At 59.4% G+C, this 17,038-nt stretch carries 10 protein-coding genes; 5 read left to right on the top strand and 5 right to left on the bottom strand.

Annotated features, from left to right (window positions below; translation table 11 throughout):
* Window positions 1-222 precede the first annotated feature (222 nt).
* The 5 genes from HY962_03305 to HY962_03285 all read left to right on the top strand — a co-directional run bounded on the left by HY962_03305 (window position 223) and on the right by HY962_03285 (window position 10,993).
* Entirely contained in the window at window positions 223-2,760 is a 2,538-nt protein-coding gene (locus HY962_03305; GenBank protein ID MBI5645934.1) for a DUF3160 domain-containing protein, read from the top strand.
* Between the two features lie 25 nt (window positions 2,761-2,785).
* Complete coding sequence (locus tag HY962_03300) at window positions 2,786-3,157, top strand: cupin domain-containing protein (protein ID MBI5645933.1); 372 nt, start codon at window positions 2,786-2,788, stop codon at window positions 3,155-3,157.
* 232 nt (window positions 3,158-3,389) lie between these two features.
* Complete coding sequence (locus HY962_03295) at window positions 3,390-9,491, top strand: hypothetical protein (GenBank protein ID MBI5645932.1); 6,102 nt, start codon at window positions 3,390-3,392, stop codon at window positions 9,489-9,491.
* Window positions 9,492-9,745: 254 nt separating this feature from the next.
* Window positions 9,746-10,195, top strand: a complete 450-nt coding sequence (locus tag HY962_03290) for a hypothetical protein (protein MBI5645931.1) — start codon at window positions 9,746-9,748, stop codon at window positions 10,193-10,195.
* A gap of 144 nt (window positions 10,196-10,339) precedes the next feature.
* Window positions 10,340-10,993 carry a VTT domain-containing protein gene (locus HY962_03285; protein ID MBI5645930.1) on the top strand — a complete coding sequence of 218 codons (654 nt, stop codon included), beginning with the start codon at window positions 10,340-10,342 and terminating at the stop codon, window positions 10,991-10,993.
* A 10-nt stretch (window positions 10,994-11,003) separates the two neighbouring features.
* Here HY962_03285 and HY962_03280 read toward each other — a convergent pair whose 3' ends face one another.
* The 5 genes from HY962_03280 to HY962_03260 form a co-directional block, all read right to left on the bottom strand.
* Window positions 11,004-12,896 carry an ATP-dependent metallopeptidase FtsH/Yme1/Tma family protein gene (locus HY962_03280; GenBank protein ID MBI5645929.1) on the bottom strand — a complete coding sequence of 631 codons (1,893 nt, stop codon included), beginning with the start codon at window positions 12,894-12,896 and terminating at the stop codon, window positions 11,004-11,006.
* A gap of 83 nt (window positions 12,897-12,979) precedes the next feature.
* Window positions 12,980-14,296, bottom strand: a complete 1,317-nt coding sequence (der, locus tag HY962_03275; protein ID MBI5645928.1) for a ribosome biogenesis GTPase Der — start codon at window positions 14,294-14,296, stop codon at window positions 12,980-12,982.
* 90 nt (window positions 14,297-14,386) lie between these two features.
* Window positions 14,387-14,545: a hypothetical protein gene (locus tag HY962_03270; protein ID MBI5645927.1), complete on the bottom strand. Its 159-nt coding sequence runs from the start codon at window positions 14,543-14,545 to the stop codon at window positions 14,387-14,389.
* 15 nt (window positions 14,546-14,560) lie between these two features.
* The gene (locus tag HY962_03265; protein ID MBI5645926.1) at window positions 14,561-15,808 is read right to left on the bottom strand and encodes an ABC transporter permease; all 1,248 of its coding nucleotides are present in this window, start codon (window positions 15,806-15,808) and stop codon (window positions 14,561-14,563) included.
* Window positions 15,805-16,965 (bottom strand): ATP-binding cassette domain-containing protein, encoded by a 1,161-nt coding sequence (locus HY962_03260; protein MBI5645925.1) that lies wholly within the window; start codon window positions 16,963-16,965, stop codon window positions 15,805-15,807. The genes HY962_03265 and HY962_03260 overlap by 4 nt, the downstream gene beginning before the upstream one ends.
* Between the last annotated feature and the right edge of the window lie 73 nt (window positions 16,966-17,038).

Genomic DNA, 17,038 nt, shown 5'->3' with positions numbered 1-17,038 from the left:
CGAATTGGGTGATGAACTGTGCGGTGGATGTGGCGGATGCTGGGACCCGCCGGTGGGTCGTCCAAAGTAGAGAATTCGAGGAGAAGAGGCAATGTGATGCGCCTGTGGATCCGCTCTGTAACGTGTGCTGTCCCATCCTTGTCTTTCCTGAGTATAGACTTTTGCATTGTGGCGGCACGGCGCTTTCGCTAATATTGTTCGATTCATAAAATGAGGTCCGTTATGAAACATGTGTTCCGGCGCGCGGGTATTGCTGGTTGTCTCTTCCTTGCCGCGGTCCTGGCCGTAAAGGCGCAGGCGCCTTTTGATGTCGCTGCATACAAATCGTATCTGGCCTCGCATGCCTCCGCCACCGGATCCTCGGTCCGCGCGGAGTATCCCGCGCCGCTGTTCCAGAAGCGCGCTGCCGCTGCAACACCGCGCTATCTCGATTCCGTGCTGATCAAGTACCGGCTCACCGATGACGAGCGCGATCTGCTGGACCGCAACGGCTTCCTCGTGACGGAGCGCCTGTCCTTCGACTCCTTCGGCGACGCCTACGGCGATGCCTGGGTAAAGGACATGCCCGTGTTCGTGACAAGTGACGCCATTCTGCATGCCGTGCACATGTCGTACGACGAGATACTCATCGCCACGGAAATGCAGTACCTGATCCCCCGGCTCGAGTCGCTGCTCGCGGCGCTGCACACGCAGGCGCTGCCCGGACTCGAATCCTCCTACACGGGCATGGATGGAATGCGCGCGCCGCTGCGCGACGTGGACCTCTACCTCACCGTCGCGCGCCGTCTGCTACTCGGAACTGATGTCGCTCCGTTCTATCCCGAAAACAAGACCCCCGTATCCGATATTCTGACACGTATCGAGGCCCTCGCGCCGGCCGATGTCACCCTGTTCAGCGGCACCCCGCGCACGCTCGATTTCAGCCAGTTCACCATCCGCGGTCACTACACGCGGAGCATGCAACTCGGCCGCTATTTCCGGAGCATGATATGGCTCGGCCGCACCGAGTTTATGCTCACCAAACCCGTGGAGCAGGGGCCCTTCACACCCACCGACGAGGATATCCAGCGCCAGATCATCGCCTCCTACCTCGTGCGCGAGGCGCTTGACCGCGGCACCTCCCTCGCGACATTGAACGAGATCGACGACTTCCTCGCCTTTCTCGTCGGCGAGAGCGACAATGTCGGCGCGGCGCAGCTCGACGAATTACAAAACGAAACCGGTTTTTCATCGGCCGCCTCGCTGCTCGACATGAATGTCGTCCGCTCGCTGCAGGCCGTGCTTGCAACCAAGCCGTTTGCGGGTCAGCGTATCAATTCGCAGATACTGATGTCCGATCCGTTCGCTCCCGAACAGATCGCGCCGCCGTCCGCCTTTCTGCTTCTCGGCCAGCGCTTCATCATCGATTCCTATGTGTTCGGGAATGTGGTCTATGATAAAATCCTGAAGGACGGACAGAAGGTGCGCCGCATGCTGCCGAAGCCGCTGGACGCGCTCTTTGCCCTGGGCAATGACGCCGCCGCGCAGTTCCTGCAGGACGACATGGCGCGTTTCCACTACGCGCCCAATCTCACGTCGCTGCGCTACCTCATCGACGCATACGACGCGTCGTTCTGGACTTCCTCGCTCTACAACACCTGGCTCGACGCGGTACGCGCGCTCAATCCTCCCGCGTCCCTCGAAGGGCTGCCGCCGTTTATGCACACCGCCGCATGGTGGCAGCAGAAGATGAACACGCAGCTCGCCTCGTGGGCGCAGCTTCGTCACGACAATATCCTGTATGCAAAACAGTCGTACAGCGGCGGAGTCACCTGCTCCTTCCCTGAAGGATATGTTGAGCCGTATCCCGCTCTCTACAGCCGCCTGGCCGTGTTTGCGCGCAATGCCGAGGCCCTGTACAGGACGAAGAAACTCGACTACATCGCGCAGTACTTCAAACGTATGCAGGGCACGATGGACACCCTGCGTGTGATTGCAGAGAAGGAGCTTGCGGGCACCCCTCTTCTGGAGGGTGAATACACGTTTATTCAGAGCATGCTCTTCCGCGTCATGCGCGGTTGCGCACCCGCATATGACGGCTGGTACCAGAAACTGTTCTTCCAGCGCGACATCACCGATCACGACTTCATCGTGGCCGACGTGCACACCGCGCCGACCGATGAGGCAGGCAATCCCGTCGGCTGGGTGCTGCATGCGGGCACTGGGAAGGTGAATCTGGGCTTCGCCGTCGCACCGTCACAGAACGGTGGTACGGTGGTGTACACCGGCGCGATGATGAGTTACCACGAACACACCACCACGAATTTCAAGCGCCTCGACGACGAGCAGTGGAGCGAGTCGATCCGCCGCAGCGAGTACACGCGGCCCGACTGGGTGAATATCTACCTCGCCGACGCACATGGCTCGGGCCGCGTTCCGGGCCCCTCGCTCGAGACCTCTGTCACCGGCATGAAGGATGTGCCCGGTATCGCGATCTCGCCGTTGATTCACACAGTGTATCCGTCCCCTGTTCCGGCCGCCGGCAGTGTGATATCGTTCCATGTCCCGACGTCCGCGGCAGGCCCGGCCCGCCTCGAGGTGTTCGATCTGCAGGGCCGCCGTGTGCGCTCGCTGTTTGACGGCGAAACGAATGCCGGGTATTATTCGCTGCACTGGAACGGCCGCGACGACATGCACACTCCGCTCCCCGCGGGTCTGTACCTTCTGCGCTTGACCGCGGGCGGCGCAACCGACTCGCGGCGTGTCAGCATCGTGCGCTGAGACGTGTACTGAACCGGGAAGCCGCATGGAGGAGAAGATCCCGTACCACACGGATATGACGATCGCCTACGGGCACCTCGAGGTTATCGATGTGCCCGCTGTTGTGGCGGCGAATATACATCCGTGGTTCAACCGCACACTCACACAAGTGAACGGAAGTGTTGTGCGCATCGGCATCGTGCAGGGCGAATTCCACTGGCACAAACACGAAACGGATGACGAGTTCTTTTTTGTGCTCGAAGGGAGGCTGCTGATCGATCTCGAGGACAGGACGATCGAGCTGCTGCCGCAGCAGGGCACAACCATCACGAAAGGAGTGCTGCACCGACCGCGCGCACCCGAGAAAACGGTCATGTTGATGGTCGAAACATCCGATATCAGGCCTCTGGGCGATTGATATTCCCACGCCTCCACTCGGCGGAGGCAGACTATACGTCGCGACGTGTGGGCCGGTGATCGGCGTATAGTGTGGTATGAAGAATAGCGGAATCGTGTGATCCGTGTCGTGTTCGCGTCAGGTCACAAAAAAATACCCCGGAAATCCGGGAACGTTATTCCGTTTGCCGAGTACAAGCTACATTAGGCCGTGTACGGCACAACAGAAACGATCGCATTGCGAAGGAGCACCCATGCGCCCCATCATCCGTGTCGCCGGAATTGTACTCATTTCGGGAATCGTCTTTTTCTTTTCACCATGGCTGCCCGGGAATCCCGGAGAGGAGTCGTCCATGATCAGGGAAACACGCGGAGAGGAGTATTACCGCGAACAGTGGAAACGTGTTGATGAAGCGATGGGCAAGGGCCTCCCGAAAACCGCCCTCGAGATTGTTGTCGCCATTTACGACCGTGCACGCGCCGAGAAGAACGACGCGCAGTATATCAAGGCAGTCGCGTATCGCGTGGTACTCGCGGGCGAATTGAGCGAGACCGGCGAGACGACACTCATCACGGATCTGGAGAAAGAGGTCCGCACCGCGCGGCAGCCCGTGCGTTCCATTCTGCAGTCGTATCTCGCGACGGCATACTGGTCGCATTACCAAAACAACCGCTGGGAGATCGCGTCGCGCACACGTGTCAATGACGCGCCGGATGCGGACTTCCTCACCTGGGACGCGGCAAAATTCATCGACACCGCGCGCGCGCTGTTTCTTGCCTCCATCGAGGACGCGTCAGCTCTGCAGGCCATTCCGATACGCGACTTCCGCCGGATACTCGTCGGGGAAGAGGAGAAGTCCGAGTACCGTCCGACGCTCTTTGATGTGCTCGCCTTCCGCGCCTTGTCGTTTTTCGAAAACGACGAGACCGATCTGCCGCGTCCCGCACGCGAGTTCGAACTCACCACACTCGACGCGCTGGCGACTGCAGACGTGTTCGCGCGCCATGCCTTTGTTGCGCCCGACGAAACGGATCAGCAGTACATCACCGTCCGCCTGTACCAGCAGCTTCTCCGCTTTCATCTGTCCGATCCGTCCCCCGAGGCGCTGCTCGATCTGGATCTTCAGCGCCTGTCTTTCGCACGCAAGGCCACGCTGCACGAGGAGGCCGACACCACATACTACATGCAGCTCGAGCGTCTTGTTGCGGCCTTTGCACGGAATCCCATGGCCGCCGAGGTGCGGTATCGTATGGCGGAATACAAGAACGAGCAGGGCGACCATGTCGCTGCGATGAAAATGTGCGACGAGGTGATCGCCGCATCCGAGGGAACGCGCGGCGCGGTGAACTGTGCCTCTCTCAAAAGCCGCATCCTGACGAAGGACGTGGCCTGCGCGGTCGAGCAGACCGTGCTCCCCGACAAACCTTTCCTTCTGCCTGTCACATACCGGAATATTCCCACGATGTATTTCCGCATCGTGGAAATGAGCGAGTCGGATTGGGAAGAATGGACGTCCTATCGACGGAGCACGGAGGACCGTTTCCGCGACGTGCTGCGCAAACGACCGCTGCGTGCATGGAAGGCGGTCATGCCCGACGTGAAGGACTACAAGACACACACGGTGGATGTAAAGGGGCCCGAAACACCCTTCGGTCGTTTCCTTCTTCTCTGCAGTCCCGACGAAAAATTTTCGCTCGAAGAAAATGCGATCGCGTACACCCAGCTCACAGTCACCCAGCTCAGTCTCCAGAGTCAGGAACTGGTCGGAGGCACGCGCCGCTTCTGGGTGCGCGACGCCGAAAGCGGTGCGCCGCTGGCGGGAGTGGACGTCGAGTTTTCGACACTGCAGTGGGAGTCGTCCACTCAGCGATATACGCGCGTGTACGGACGCTCGCTGCGCTCCGATCGCGACGGCATGTTTGAACTCGAGCCCGAGTCCTCCCGCGACTATGTATATGTGACACTGCGCAAGGGCGCCGACGTCTACCGCGTCGATCAGCAGTTCTACGCGTACCGCCACGGCCGCGACGAGGAGAAGGTCCGTACCATCTTCTTCACCGACCGTTCGCTCTACAGGCCGGGACAGACCATCTACTTCAAGGGTATTGTGCTCCGCCAGGATGCGCAGAACGTCAAGTACCGCGTGCAGGCGAAACACGCCACCACCGTCACGTTCTACGATGTGAACAATCAGAAAATTGCGGAACAGAATTTCCGCACAAATGAATTCGGTTCCTTCAACGGAGTCTTCACCGCGCCCGCGGGCGTGCTCACCGGAGCCATGACGATCCGCAATGAAAATGGTGCGGTGTCGGTGCGTGTCGAGGAATACAAACGGCCGAAATTCGAAGTCGCATTCGAACCGCTGAAAGGCGAGGCCGCGTTGGGAGCCATCGTCACGGTGAAGGGCTCGGCCAAGGCCTATGCTGGATCGAACATCGACAACGCGGCCGTCACATACCGCGTGTTCCGTCGTGTGCGCTTCCCGTATTGGTGGTGGTGGTGGCGCCCGGCGCCCGGCGGCGCCGACAAGGAGATCGCGCACGGCACTGCGAAGACCAACGATGCCGGAGAATTTTCAATCGATTTCGAGGCGGTGCCGGATCGGACTGTCGACCGCAAGGATCTGCCGGTCTTCACCTACACCGTCAATGCCGATGTGACCGACATCAATGGTGAGACGCGCAGCGCGTCCACATCGGTGGTGCTCGGCTACACAACTCTCGAGATCAATGCCACAGCGCCGGAGTATGTAAACAGCAACGAAAAAGTGTCCGTGCCCGTACACGCGGCGAATCTCAACGGCCAGCCGCTGAAGGCCGCGGGCAGCGCTGTATTCGAGCGTCTTCGTACGCCCGGCCGCGTGTTCCGCGCCCGCACACTGACCGCGCCCGACGTATTTGCAATGGACGAGGCCGATTTCCATCGTTCCTTCCCGCACGACGCCTTCAAGGACGAGGCGCGGGAGGATTCGTGGGCGGTGGAAGAGACGGCGCTCTCTGGTCGTTTCTCGACCGACGACAAGGGCAACGATACTTTGAAGCTCGCGGGCTTTAGACCAGGCCGGTACCGCATGACACTCACCGCGAAGGATCCTTCGGGTGAAACGATCATCCTGAAACGTTTCTTCACAGTGTACGATCCTGAAGGAGGCCGGCCGCCGGTGCCCGAAGCGGCATTGTTTATTCCGAAAAAAATGGACGGGCAGCCGGGTGATGTGGCGCGTTTCCTCTTCGGTACCACATATTCGGATGCGCGGGTCCTGTATCAGATCGAACACCGGGGCCGCATCGTTTCGCAGGAGTGGCTGTCGCTCGACAATACCATGCGGGAGTTCACGATCCCCATCCGCGAGGAACACCGCGGCGGTTTGAGCCTGCGTTTTTCGATCGTGCGCGGCTACCGGCACGAGGTTATCGAACGCACGATCCATGTACCGTGGACAAACAAACAGCTCTCGATCGAAACCAGCACTTTCCGCGACAAGATGCGACCGGGCGAGAAGGAGGAATGGCGCATCACGCTTAAAGGCGACAGCGCGGGACGTGTTGCTGCCGAGATGCTGGCCTCGATGTATGATGCCTCGCTCGATGCGATCTACCCGCACGGGTGGAACAGTTTCGCCTGGCCGTCGTTCTGGCCCATGGCGTCGCTGTACGGAAGTGGCTTCGGCATTGCCTCATCCCAACTCTATAGCGAGGATTGGAATCAAACCACGTCCGGTTACTACGTGTCGTATCCGGAGCTGAACGTGTTCCTCCTCAATTACGGCTGGGGCTACCGCTACGGACGCCGATACAAATTGAGTAAACGCGGTTTCGAACGGGGTGAGGGGGACGTCATGTATTCCATGGCTGAAGCCGGAGCTCCTCCGCCACCTCCTGCCGCCGCACGCGAAGAAGCCGTGGCCGACAAGGCACTCCGTCTCAGCGACGAAAAGAAGAAAGACGGCGAGAACGAGGCAGTGGGCGGATTGAATGCTCCTGCACAGTCGGGGAAGGGCGACGACGGTCTCGGCCAGGTAAAAGCCCGCACGAACTTCAGCGAGACCGCCTTCTTTTTCCCTGCGGTGATGACGAACGAGAAGGGCGAATACGTGCTCTCCTTCACCGTGCCCGAGGCGCTCACGCGCTGGCGGCTTATGGCCTTTGCGCATACGCCTGATCTGAACGTGGGGTATTTCGAACACCGCTCAGTCACGCAGAAGGAACTGATGGTGATGCCCAACGCGCCGCGTTTCCTGCGCGAAGGTGATGCGATCGTGTTCCCGGTGAAAATCTCGAATCTCTCCGATACGACGCTCGAAGGCACGGCGAAGCTGCAGCTCTTTGATGCGGTTACCATGCAGCCTATCGACGCATTGTTCGGACTCTCCGACGCCCTGCGGCCCTTCAAGGCGGCGCAGGGCGCCAGCGCGGCGATTACGTGGGCACTGAAAGTGCCCGAAGGCCTCACGGCGATCGTGTACCGCGTGGTTGCCAAGGCCGGATCTTTCAGCGATGGCGAGGAGGCGCCGCTGCCTGTGCTGCCGAACCGTATGCTGGTGACGGAAACACTTCCCCTCAATGTGCGCGGGAATCAGACCCGCACGTACACTTTCGACAAGCTGGTCAATTCCGGCTCGTCGAAGACGCTGCGCCATCAGAAGCTCACGCTCGAGATGACGTCCAATCCGGCGTGGTACGCCGTGCAGGCGCTGCCCTACATCATGGAGTACCCGTATGAGTGCTCCGAGCAGCTCTTCAACCGCTTCTACGCGAACAGTATCGCCGCGCACATCGTACGCTCGAATCCAAAAATCGAGCGTGTTTTTAGCCAGTGGAAGGGTACGGATGCGCTGGTCTCGAATCTCGAAAAAAATCAGGAACTCAAATCGCTGCTGATTCAGGAAACGCCGTGGGTGATGCAGGGCCAGGACGAGGGTGAACGCAAGCGGCGCATCGCCCTGCTCTTCGATCTCAACGGCATGGCCAACACGCTCGACGCCGCTCTGCGGAAGATCGAGAAGGCGCAGGCGTCCAACGGCGGTTTCCCGTGGTTCCCCGGCATGCCCGAGAGCCGCTATATCACGCAGTACATCATCGCCGGATTTGGACATCTGCGCGAACTCGGCGTGAATGTCACGGAGCCGCGTGTGAAGAACATGATCGAGCGCGCGATTGAATGGGCCGACAGGGAAATGCAATCCGACTACGAACGTATGCGCCGCGAGAAGAGCTTTAATCCCGACCTCGATCATCTCGGATACCTCGAGATCCAATACCTGTATGCGCGGAGCTACTTCACAGAGCAGGAGGTCGAGAAAGCCAACCGGCCCGGAGCCGAGTTCTGGCGCAAGCAGGCAAAGAAATTCTGGGCGAAGAAAGGGCTCCTCTGCGAGGGGATGATCGCGCTCGCGTTGCACCGCCTCGACGATAAAAAAACACCCGGCGACATCGTGAACTCGCTGCGCGAACGCGCCATGATGAACGACGAACTCGGCATGTACTGGAAACAGAACGGAGGATGGTTCTGGTGGCAGGCGCCCATCGAAACGCAGGCGCTGCTGGTGGAGGTGTTCGACGTGGTCGCCAACGACGAGAATGCCGTGGAGGAATTGAAAATCTGGCTGCTCAAGCAGAAGCAGGTGCAGGATTGGAAGACGACTGTCGCAACGGCCGAAGCGTGTTATGCCCTTCTGCGCCGCGGCACCGATCTGCTCGCATCCGACAAACTCGTCGAAGTGAAGATGGGCGGAACCCTCGTCGATCCGCGCGGCGATGAGGGCAAGGCGCCCGAGGCCGGGACCGGCTACTACAAGGTCTCGTGGAACGGCAAACAGATCGAGGCGAAACAGGGCAACGTCGTGGTGACGAAGTCCGACAAGGGTATTGCCTGGGGCGCTGTGTACTGGCAGTATTTCGAACAGCTCGACAAGATCACGCCCGCGGCGACACCGCTGAAAATCGAGAAGGAACTGTATCGCAAGGCCGTCGGAGACAAGGGTGTCGCGCTCGAGCCCATCACCTCGAAGGATCCTTTGCATGTGGGTGATCTCCTGACGGCGCGTATCGTGATCCGCGTGGACCGCGACATGGAGTATGTGCACCTTAAGGATATGCGTGGGGCGGGATTCGAACTCGTCAACCAGCTTTCCCGGTATCGCTGGCAGGCGGGTTTCGGATATTATGAGGCCCCGAAGGACGCGTCGGTGAATTTCTTCATCTACTGGCTGCCCAAGGGTGTGCACGTTTTTGAGTACTCGTTGCGTGTCTCGCATCAGGGTACATTCTCGAACGGCATCTCCACCATCCAGTCGATGTATGCTCCTGAATTTGCCGCGCACACGCAGGGGTTTGTCGTCACGGTGAAATAGAACATAACGCTCGTCTGTCCGGCGCCCGCAGCGTGCCGGATGATCGAGCGGAGAACTCGCCGAGGCGCGTGCCGGTGCACCCACCCGATGTGGTCGCCGGCACGCGCTCGATTTTACCGCATCAATTGTACGGGTGTACGGTGCGGCATCCTGTGTGAGTCATGCTGTGATGGTGATATCGGATATGTATCTCCGCGAAACTTGTTTTAGGCGGCCTGCGTACATGCGGCATAACTGTTACAAAGGAACTCCCCATGAAAACGCTTCGTACGTTCATCCTGCTGCCTCTGTTTGCCCTCGTCCTCTCACTGAGCGTTGTCGCGGGCGGTGATTCTGTCAAGGACCTTGAAACATCGATGATCCTCCTTGCCGACGAGCATCCGGTGTTGTTCAAAAGAGCGGTGGATAATTACGTCGCCTGCCTGAAATCCGACAACTGCGGTGTAGTGGAATCGGCCCTCGCGCATGTTGTGAAACTGCGAATTGCGTTTCCGAATGAGTCCTTTACAGACGTATCGCGTGAGGTTACCCGTCTGGCTGCGAGCGGCAGCACACCCTACATCCGCTTCAAAGCCGCGCTGACACGTCAGGTGTTTGAAAATACGGATCTGCCCGACCTTGCCGACCTGCCTGACACCGCGAATCCCGATGCCTTTTTCTCGGAGCTCGGTATACGTTTGAGCCGCACGCTTGTACGTCGTTGAACACCGCGGCGCTGGCCCGCTGAATCATACACTGCGCCGGCCGCGGTACAAGACCACCCAGGAGGACCGGCAATACGACTTGCTCACATCACGGGATTCCGCTACCTTGCACGGCTCTAGTATTCATCACAAAGCGTGCACTGTATGATTGAGATTTTTGGTTTTCTCGTCCAACTGCCCTCGCTCGAGGAGATTGTGCAGTGGGGCGGCTATATAGGACTTTTTGCCATCATTTTTTCAGAAACCGGCCTTCTGGTTGGTTTTTTTCTGCCCGGCGATTCCTTGTTGGTTACGGCCGGACTCTTTGCATCCAATCCGGAAAACGGTCTGAATATCGCGATTCTGGTCCCGCTGTTGTGTGTGGCCGCAATTGCGGGGAACAGCACGGGATATGCCATTGGCAAGCGCGCCGGGAAGGCCCTGTTTAATCGTCCCCAGTCGCGTTTCTTTCGTCGCGATCACCTGCTTAAAACGCACGAGTTCTACGAGAAATACGGCGGCATCACCATCGTGATGGCGTGTTACATGCCTTTCGCGCGCACCTTCGCCCCGGTCGTTGCGGGTATTGCGGAGATGACCTACCGCCGCTTCATCATGTTCAACATCATCGGCGCCGTGTCGTGGATCAGCAGCATGACGCTGCTCGGATACTTCTTGGGACGAACCGTGCCGGGTATCGCGCACAACATCGAATACGTGATCCTTGTTGTGATCGCCGTCTCGGTGTCGCCGCTCATTTACAAGTACATGGTGCACAAGGTGAAGCAGCGCAAGCAGGCGCGGGAAACCGGCGCGTAATTGCCGGCGTTCACCCCGCCTGCACGCTTGTCATGATCTCGTTGAGCTGCGTGCCGTCGATGATTTCTTTGGTGACCAGCGCCTCGGCCACCGCATCGAGCTGCGCGCGGCGGCTTCGGAGAAGTTCGAGCGCGCGCTCGTAGGCTTCGTCGATGAAGCGCCGTGTTTCGGCATCGATGAGCCGCATCGTCTCCTCGCTGAAGTTCCTCTGCGAAAACGGGTTGTTGCCGAGATATGAATCGGCGCCCGGTTCCATGAGTGAAATGTTGCCGACGGTGTCGCTCATGCCGTAGCGTGCAACCATGTTGCGCGCGAGGGTGGTGCAGTGCATCAGATCGCTCTCCGCCCCCGTCGAGATCGACGCGAAGACGAGTTGTTCGGCCGCACGGCCTCCGAGTAATACCACGAGACGGTCGAGCAGGTACTCGCGCGTGTAGTTGTGCCGCTCGTCGAGCGGAGTCTGCATCGTGACACCGAGAGCGCGTCCGCGCGGCACGATGGTGACCTTGGTCACCGGATCGGATCCGGGCAGACTGATGGCGGTGAGCGCGTGCCCGGCCTCGTGGAACGCGGTGCGGCGTTTCTCCTCCTCGCTGAGAATGAGGGAGGAGCGAACTTGACCAAGCATGATGGTGTCGAGCGCAGCCCAGAAGTCCTCCATCTCCACCTGATCCTTGCGCTTCTTGGACGCATAAATCGCGGCTTCGTTGACGAGGTTCTTCAGGTCGGCGCCGGAATTTCCGGGAGTGGCCCGCGCGAGCGCGCGCAACTCCACTTCGGGTGCGAGAGGCACCTTGCGGACGTGCACCGCGAGAATCTCCTCGCGTTCGCTGAGGTTGGGGAGATCGACGGAGATCCGGCGGTCGAAACGTCCGGGTCGCAACAGGGCGGGATCGAGAACTTCGGGCTGATTCGTTGCGGCCATCACGATAACGTCTTCGTTGGATTCGAAACCGTCCATTTCGCTCAGGAGCTGATTCAGCGTCTGTTCCATCTCGCTTGCGCCGCCGCCGTAGAATCCCTGTATGCCGCCGCGCCTGCGGCCTATCGAATCGATCTCGTCGACAAATATGATGCACGGTGTGTTCTTCTTCGCCGTCGCAAACAGATCCCTCACGCGGCTCGCGCCCACACCCACAAGCATCTCGAGGAATGCCGAACCCGCCACATGGTAAAATGGGACGTCGGCTTCACCCGCCACCGCGCGCGCGAGCAGCGTTTTGCCTGTGCCCGGAGGACCGACGAGCAGCACTCCCTTCGGGGACGAGCCGCCGAGCTTCTTAAAATCCTGCGGCCGCTTCAGGAAGTGGATGATTTCAAAGAGGGCTTCCTTTTGTTCCTTCGAGCCGGCAACATCGGCAAAAGTGGTCTTCACCTTTTCCTTCGAATAGAGCTGCGCGTTCATCTTGCCCATCGACAGCAGACCGCCGCCACCGCCACCCTGTGCGCGCATCCGCGCGTTGAACACGAAGAAAAATGCGAGCATGATGCCGAGCGGCAGCACAAACCATATGATCGTGTTCCAAAAAGCCGACGCGTCCTGTACCGCGGTGACCGTCACCTTCTTCTCTTCGAGCAACTGCATGAGCGCATTGTCCGGAACGCTCGACGGTATGGTCACTGTGTAGGTCGTGCTCTTCGCGGCGTCCTTCTCGTCGGTTCCACGCGCGGTTGCGGAGAGCGACTGCCCGTCGATTTCGACCTTCGCGATTTTTCCCTCGGTGACGAATTGTTTGAAGGTGCTGTAGGGAATGGACTGACCCTGCGTGCTCCAATGATAGATGAACTCGATGCCGATCAGCACCGCCAATGCGACAAGGAACCACCGCATCATAGGCGGCATCCGAAGTGTCGCCAGGGGCGGCGTCTGTGTGCGCTTCTCGTTCTCCTTCGTACTGCTCATGTACTTGCTCCGTAAGTCTCGTGCGGCGCCGCGGTATGCGGCGCCTCCATGCGTAACATCCGGCGGGGCCGGAAGGTTCAGACCTATTTCTGTTTTCCCCGGAATTGCACCGCGATGGGCACGCCCTCGTACCCGAACAGGCGGCGCAGCGCGCGTTCGACAAAACGACGGTAGCTCTCGGGTATGTGTTTTGCCTCGTTCGTGAAGAGCACAAACACGGGCGGCGACTCGCGCACCTGCGTCGCGTACGAAATCTTCACTTCACGGCCGGTGGGTGTCGACGGCGGCGGCGTCTCGTGCACGATCTCGAGCAGCTTTTCGTTCAGTTCCGATGTGGAGACGCGTTTGCGGCGCTCTTCATGCACCCGGATGCACAGGTCGAGCGCCTTGTTCACACGCTGCTTTTCGAGGGCCGAGATCGTGATCACGGGAATAAAATCGTGCATCTTCAGCCGTTCGTGGATGTCCTTTTCGACACGCGCCGCCGAGTTCGAATCCTTTTCGATGAGATCCCATTTGTTCACCGCGATCACCACGCCCTTGCGGAGGGCGATGGCCTCGTTGATCACGTCGGTGTCCTGGTGTGTCAGTCCCGCCGTCGCGTCGATGATACACATGGCCACGTCGCATTGCTCGATGCTCTTTAACGTGCGCAGGGTCGAGTAGAACTCGATCGTCTCCTTCACCTTGCTGCGGCGGCGCAGCCCCGCCGTGTCGATCAATGTGATGGGGCGGCTGTGATATGTGAATTCCGAATCGAGCGCGTCGCGCGTCGTGCCGGGAATATCGGTGACGATGGCGCGCGTGATGCCAAGCAGCGCGTTCGTGAATGACGACTTGCCGACGTTCGGACGACCGATGATGGCAAGACGCAACCGCTCGCCGCTCTCCTCGCTCACACGTTCCGGAAAGCCCTTCACAATCTCATCGAGCAGGTCGCCCGAGAGCCGCCCCGAAATCGCCGACACCGGAACGGGATCGCCAAGACCGAGTTCGTAAAATTGCGCCACTTCGAGTTCGTACCGCGGACTGTCGACTTTGTTTACCGCCAGGACGACAGGCCTGCCGCTGCGGCGAAGCAGCGTCGCGATCTCGCTGTCCATGGGATGAACGCCTTCCTGTGCGTCGACGAGAAAGAGCACCACGGTCGATTCCGCTATCGATATTTCCACCTGCTCGCGTATTGCCTTCTCGAACACGTCCGGCGAATCGGGCACATACCCTCCGGTGTCGATCAGCGTGAATTCGCGTCCGGCCCAGTCGGTCTGCGCGTAATGCCTGTCGCGCGTCACTCCGGGAGCATCGTGCACGATCGCGCGCCGCACGCCGATGATCCTGTTGAATAATGTCGACTTGCCGACGTTTGGTCGCCCCACAATCGCCACTAACGGTTTAGCCATGTGTCTGTGCCTCTGTAACTGAATGTCGGATTGTGGATCGAGTGATAACTGGAAACTGTGATGCGAAAAGTTGTGCAGCGGTTGTTTCGCTTATTGTCGCGACTGCCCTTTGCCGAGCATTTTCATGACCACGTATCCGGCGGCCGCGATGAGACCGACAACGATGGCCCATTTCAGCGTCCACACGAGGACCTTGAGCACCAGCACGATGAGAATGATGAGACCAATCAAGAGCAGTACGTATTTCATGGCAGACTCCTTCGTTCAGGAACGTATCCAGCGGATAATTTCGGACAAACCAGGCCTTTTCCCGGTCAACAGTATGCCGACGCGGAATATCTTCGCCGCAGTCCATATCATGCCCGCGATGCTCGCGACGAGCAGGCCGAGACTCAGCGCGATTTGCCAGAAGGGCGGCGTGATGATCGGAAGGCGCAATATCATGATGGTGGAGGTGGTGGGCGGGAAAAACGACAGGCCCACGAGCAGGCCGCTGTCCGGATTCTGTATCGCAACCATCGAGATCGCAAGCGGGAGCGAGAGCAGGATCGAAAGATAGGCCGTCATCTGCTGCGCTTCCTGCTCCGTGCTTGCGATACATCCGAGCGCCACGAAGGTCGCCGCGTACAACAGGAAGCCGAGCAGGAAATACACGATCATCAGTCCGAGATTCTCGAGCGGGAGATTGGTCACACCCGACGTGATTACAAGCACCACGCTGATCGCGGACCAGAAGAGAACCTGCGTCAGACCGAGCAGGCTGAGCCCGATGATCTTGCCGAACATCAGGTCCATAGGTGAACACGACGACACGAGCACTTCCACGATGCGGTTGCTCTTCTCCTCGACCATGCTGCGTACGAGCATCTGTCCGGAACCGAGAATCATGATCAGCAGCATCAGCAGAAACACATACGAGATCCCGAAGGACTCGAGAAAGCCCGATTCCTTTTCACCTTCGGTGGAGATCCTCACAGTGCGGAGATTTGCATGCCTGTTCAACTCGCGCACGCGTCGCGGATCGAGCCCGGCCTTGACCAGTTTATGCGATGTGATGACTTCCGAGATGGCGCGTTCGAGTCCGGATATGTTTTCGATGTCGGCCACGTTGCGCGCGCGGTATTCCACATCGAGCGAATCGAGCGCGTTGCGCGGTATCAGAATCGCCGCGTCAATGCGTTCCATCAGGATGAGCGTGTCGACCGCCGCCTCGGCGCGCGGAAGCGGCGCCTCCGTGGGCAGCATGTGTATATCGTACAGCGCCGGACCCGATTCGATCCGGAAACTGCGGTCGAGAGTCGTGCGTACGCTGTCGGCAAGAATTCCCGTGCCGTCGTACAGCGCAAGACGGATAGGATCCTTCTTTGCGATAGTGTCGCGGAGCAGCATTGGCGCGATAAAAAACAGCGACATGATGCCGGGTGTGAGAAAGAGTCCGATGATGAAGCTTTTTGTTTTGACGCGCTCGATGAATTCCCAGCGCGCAACATGGAGTGCCTTGCCGGTGATCATGCGCGCTGCCCTCCATTGGCGCCCGCGCGCCTTTCGTCGGCGACGCGCCTCCTCGTCCGAATGTAGCGGTAGAGCACGAGCAGGGCGACCGCCGCGAAGCCGATGGGGAAGATCCATTCCGGATCTGCAGCCCGCACGGTCGTTGCCGTCATGTATGCGGTCATCAGGAACATCAGCACCATGCTGAAGAATGCCTTCCGCACACGTGTATCGGCGCTCATGGCTTTGGTGGTCGAGGGCGAAGGTGTTTCGTCGGCGGGCGTCGCCGCGGGCATGCCCACAGTGTCGATGAAAACGGCCTCGAGCGATGGAGCGATGCGCTCGAAGCGCGAGATCGAAAGCCTGGATGCGGCTTCCGTGAGCAGTGCATCACTGTGGGCGCCTTCGTCGAGGACCAGTTCGGCGAAGTTCTGGTCCACCCGCGCGTGTGTCACACCGTGAAGTGAACGCAGGAAGTCGCCGTCGCCCTGAAACTCTATCTGTACCGAATTACGTCCGAAGCGCTGCTTGATGGCCTGCGGCGATCCGCTGAGCACCACGTTTCCGCGGTTGATGAGCACGAGATCGTCACAAAGCTTCTCGGCGAATTCCATCTGATGTGTCGAAAAGATGATCGCGCGTTTGTCGTTCCGCAGTTCCTGCAGCGCGTCGCGGATGATGATCTGGTTCACGGGATCGAGCCCTGAAAAGACCTCGTCAAGCACGAGCAGCCGCGGCCGGTGCAATTCCGCGATAAGAAACTGCACCTTCTGCTGGTTGCCCTTCGATAGTTCCTCCACATTGCGGCGCAGATACGGCAGCAGCGAGAACCGCTCGAGCCATGGCATCGCGGCATCGCGCGCCGCGCGGGCATCCATGCCTCGTAACGATGCGAAGTAGGTTATGACGTCGATGAGTTTGTTCTTCCGATACAGTCCGCGCTCCTCGGGCAGATATCCCACCGCGTTGCGCCGGGCGTTGCCGTCGGGGATGCCCTCAAAACGTACGTCGCCCGAATCGGGCTTGATGATGTCCATGATCATCCGGATCGTCGTGCTCTTGCCCGCGCCATTCGGACCGATCAGCCCAAAAACCTGGCCCGACCGCACGGAGAACGAGACGTCGTCGACGGCGAGTACGTTGGAAAATTGTTTACGGAGATGGGAAACGGTAAGCATGTGCTGCGGGCAGTGAGACTACGGGTTGCGAGTGTGATCGTCAACAAAGATACGAAGAGGCGAGGAGACTGTT

Source organism: Ignavibacteriota bacterium, from assembly GCA_016218045.1.
Taxonomy (GTDB): domain Bacteria; phylum Bacteroidota; class Ignavibacteria; order SZUA-365; family SZUA-365; genus JACRFB01.
The sequence above is the reverse complement of the archived record's forward strand: the minus strand, read 5'-3'. Positions and strand labels throughout refer to the sequence as shown.

Coding starts and splice junctions, on each gene's coding strand:
- HY962_03270 (MBI5645927.1), bottom strand. CDS start 14,545: ATGAAATACGTACTGCTCTTGATTGGTCTCATCATTCTCATCGTGCTG.
- HY962_03285 (MBI5645930.1), top strand. CDS start 10,340: ATGATTGAGATTTTTGGTTTTCTCGTCCAACTGCCCTCGCTCGAGGAG.
- HY962_03295 (MBI5645932.1), top strand. CDS start 3,390: ATGCGCCCCATCATCCGTGTCGCCGGAATTGTACTCATTTCGGGAATC.
- HY962_03280 (MBI5645929.1), bottom strand. CDS start 12,896: ATGAGCAGTACGAAGGAGAACGAGAAGCGCACACAGACGCCGCCCCTG.
- HY962_03260 (MBI5645925.1), bottom strand. CDS start 16,965: ATGCTTACCGTTTCCCATCTCCGTAAACAATTTTCCAACGTACTCGCC.
- HY962_03300 (MBI5645933.1), top strand. CDS start 2,786: ATGGAGGAGAAGATCCCGTACCACACGGATATGACGATCGCCTACGGG.
- HY962_03265 (MBI5645926.1), bottom strand. CDS start 15,808: ATGATCACCGGCAAGGCACTCCATGTTGCGCGCTGGGAATTCATCGAG.
- der (MBI5645928.1), bottom strand. CDS start 14,296: ATGGCTAAACCGTTAGTGGCGATTGTGGGGCGACCAAACGTCGGCAAG.
- HY962_03305 (MBI5645934.1), top strand. CDS start 223: ATGAAACATGTGTTCCGGCGCGCGGGTATTGCTGGTTGTCTCTTCCTT.
- HY962_03290 (MBI5645931.1), top strand. CDS start 9,746: ATGAAAACGCTTCGTACGTTCATCCTGCTGCCTCTGTTTGCCCTCGTC.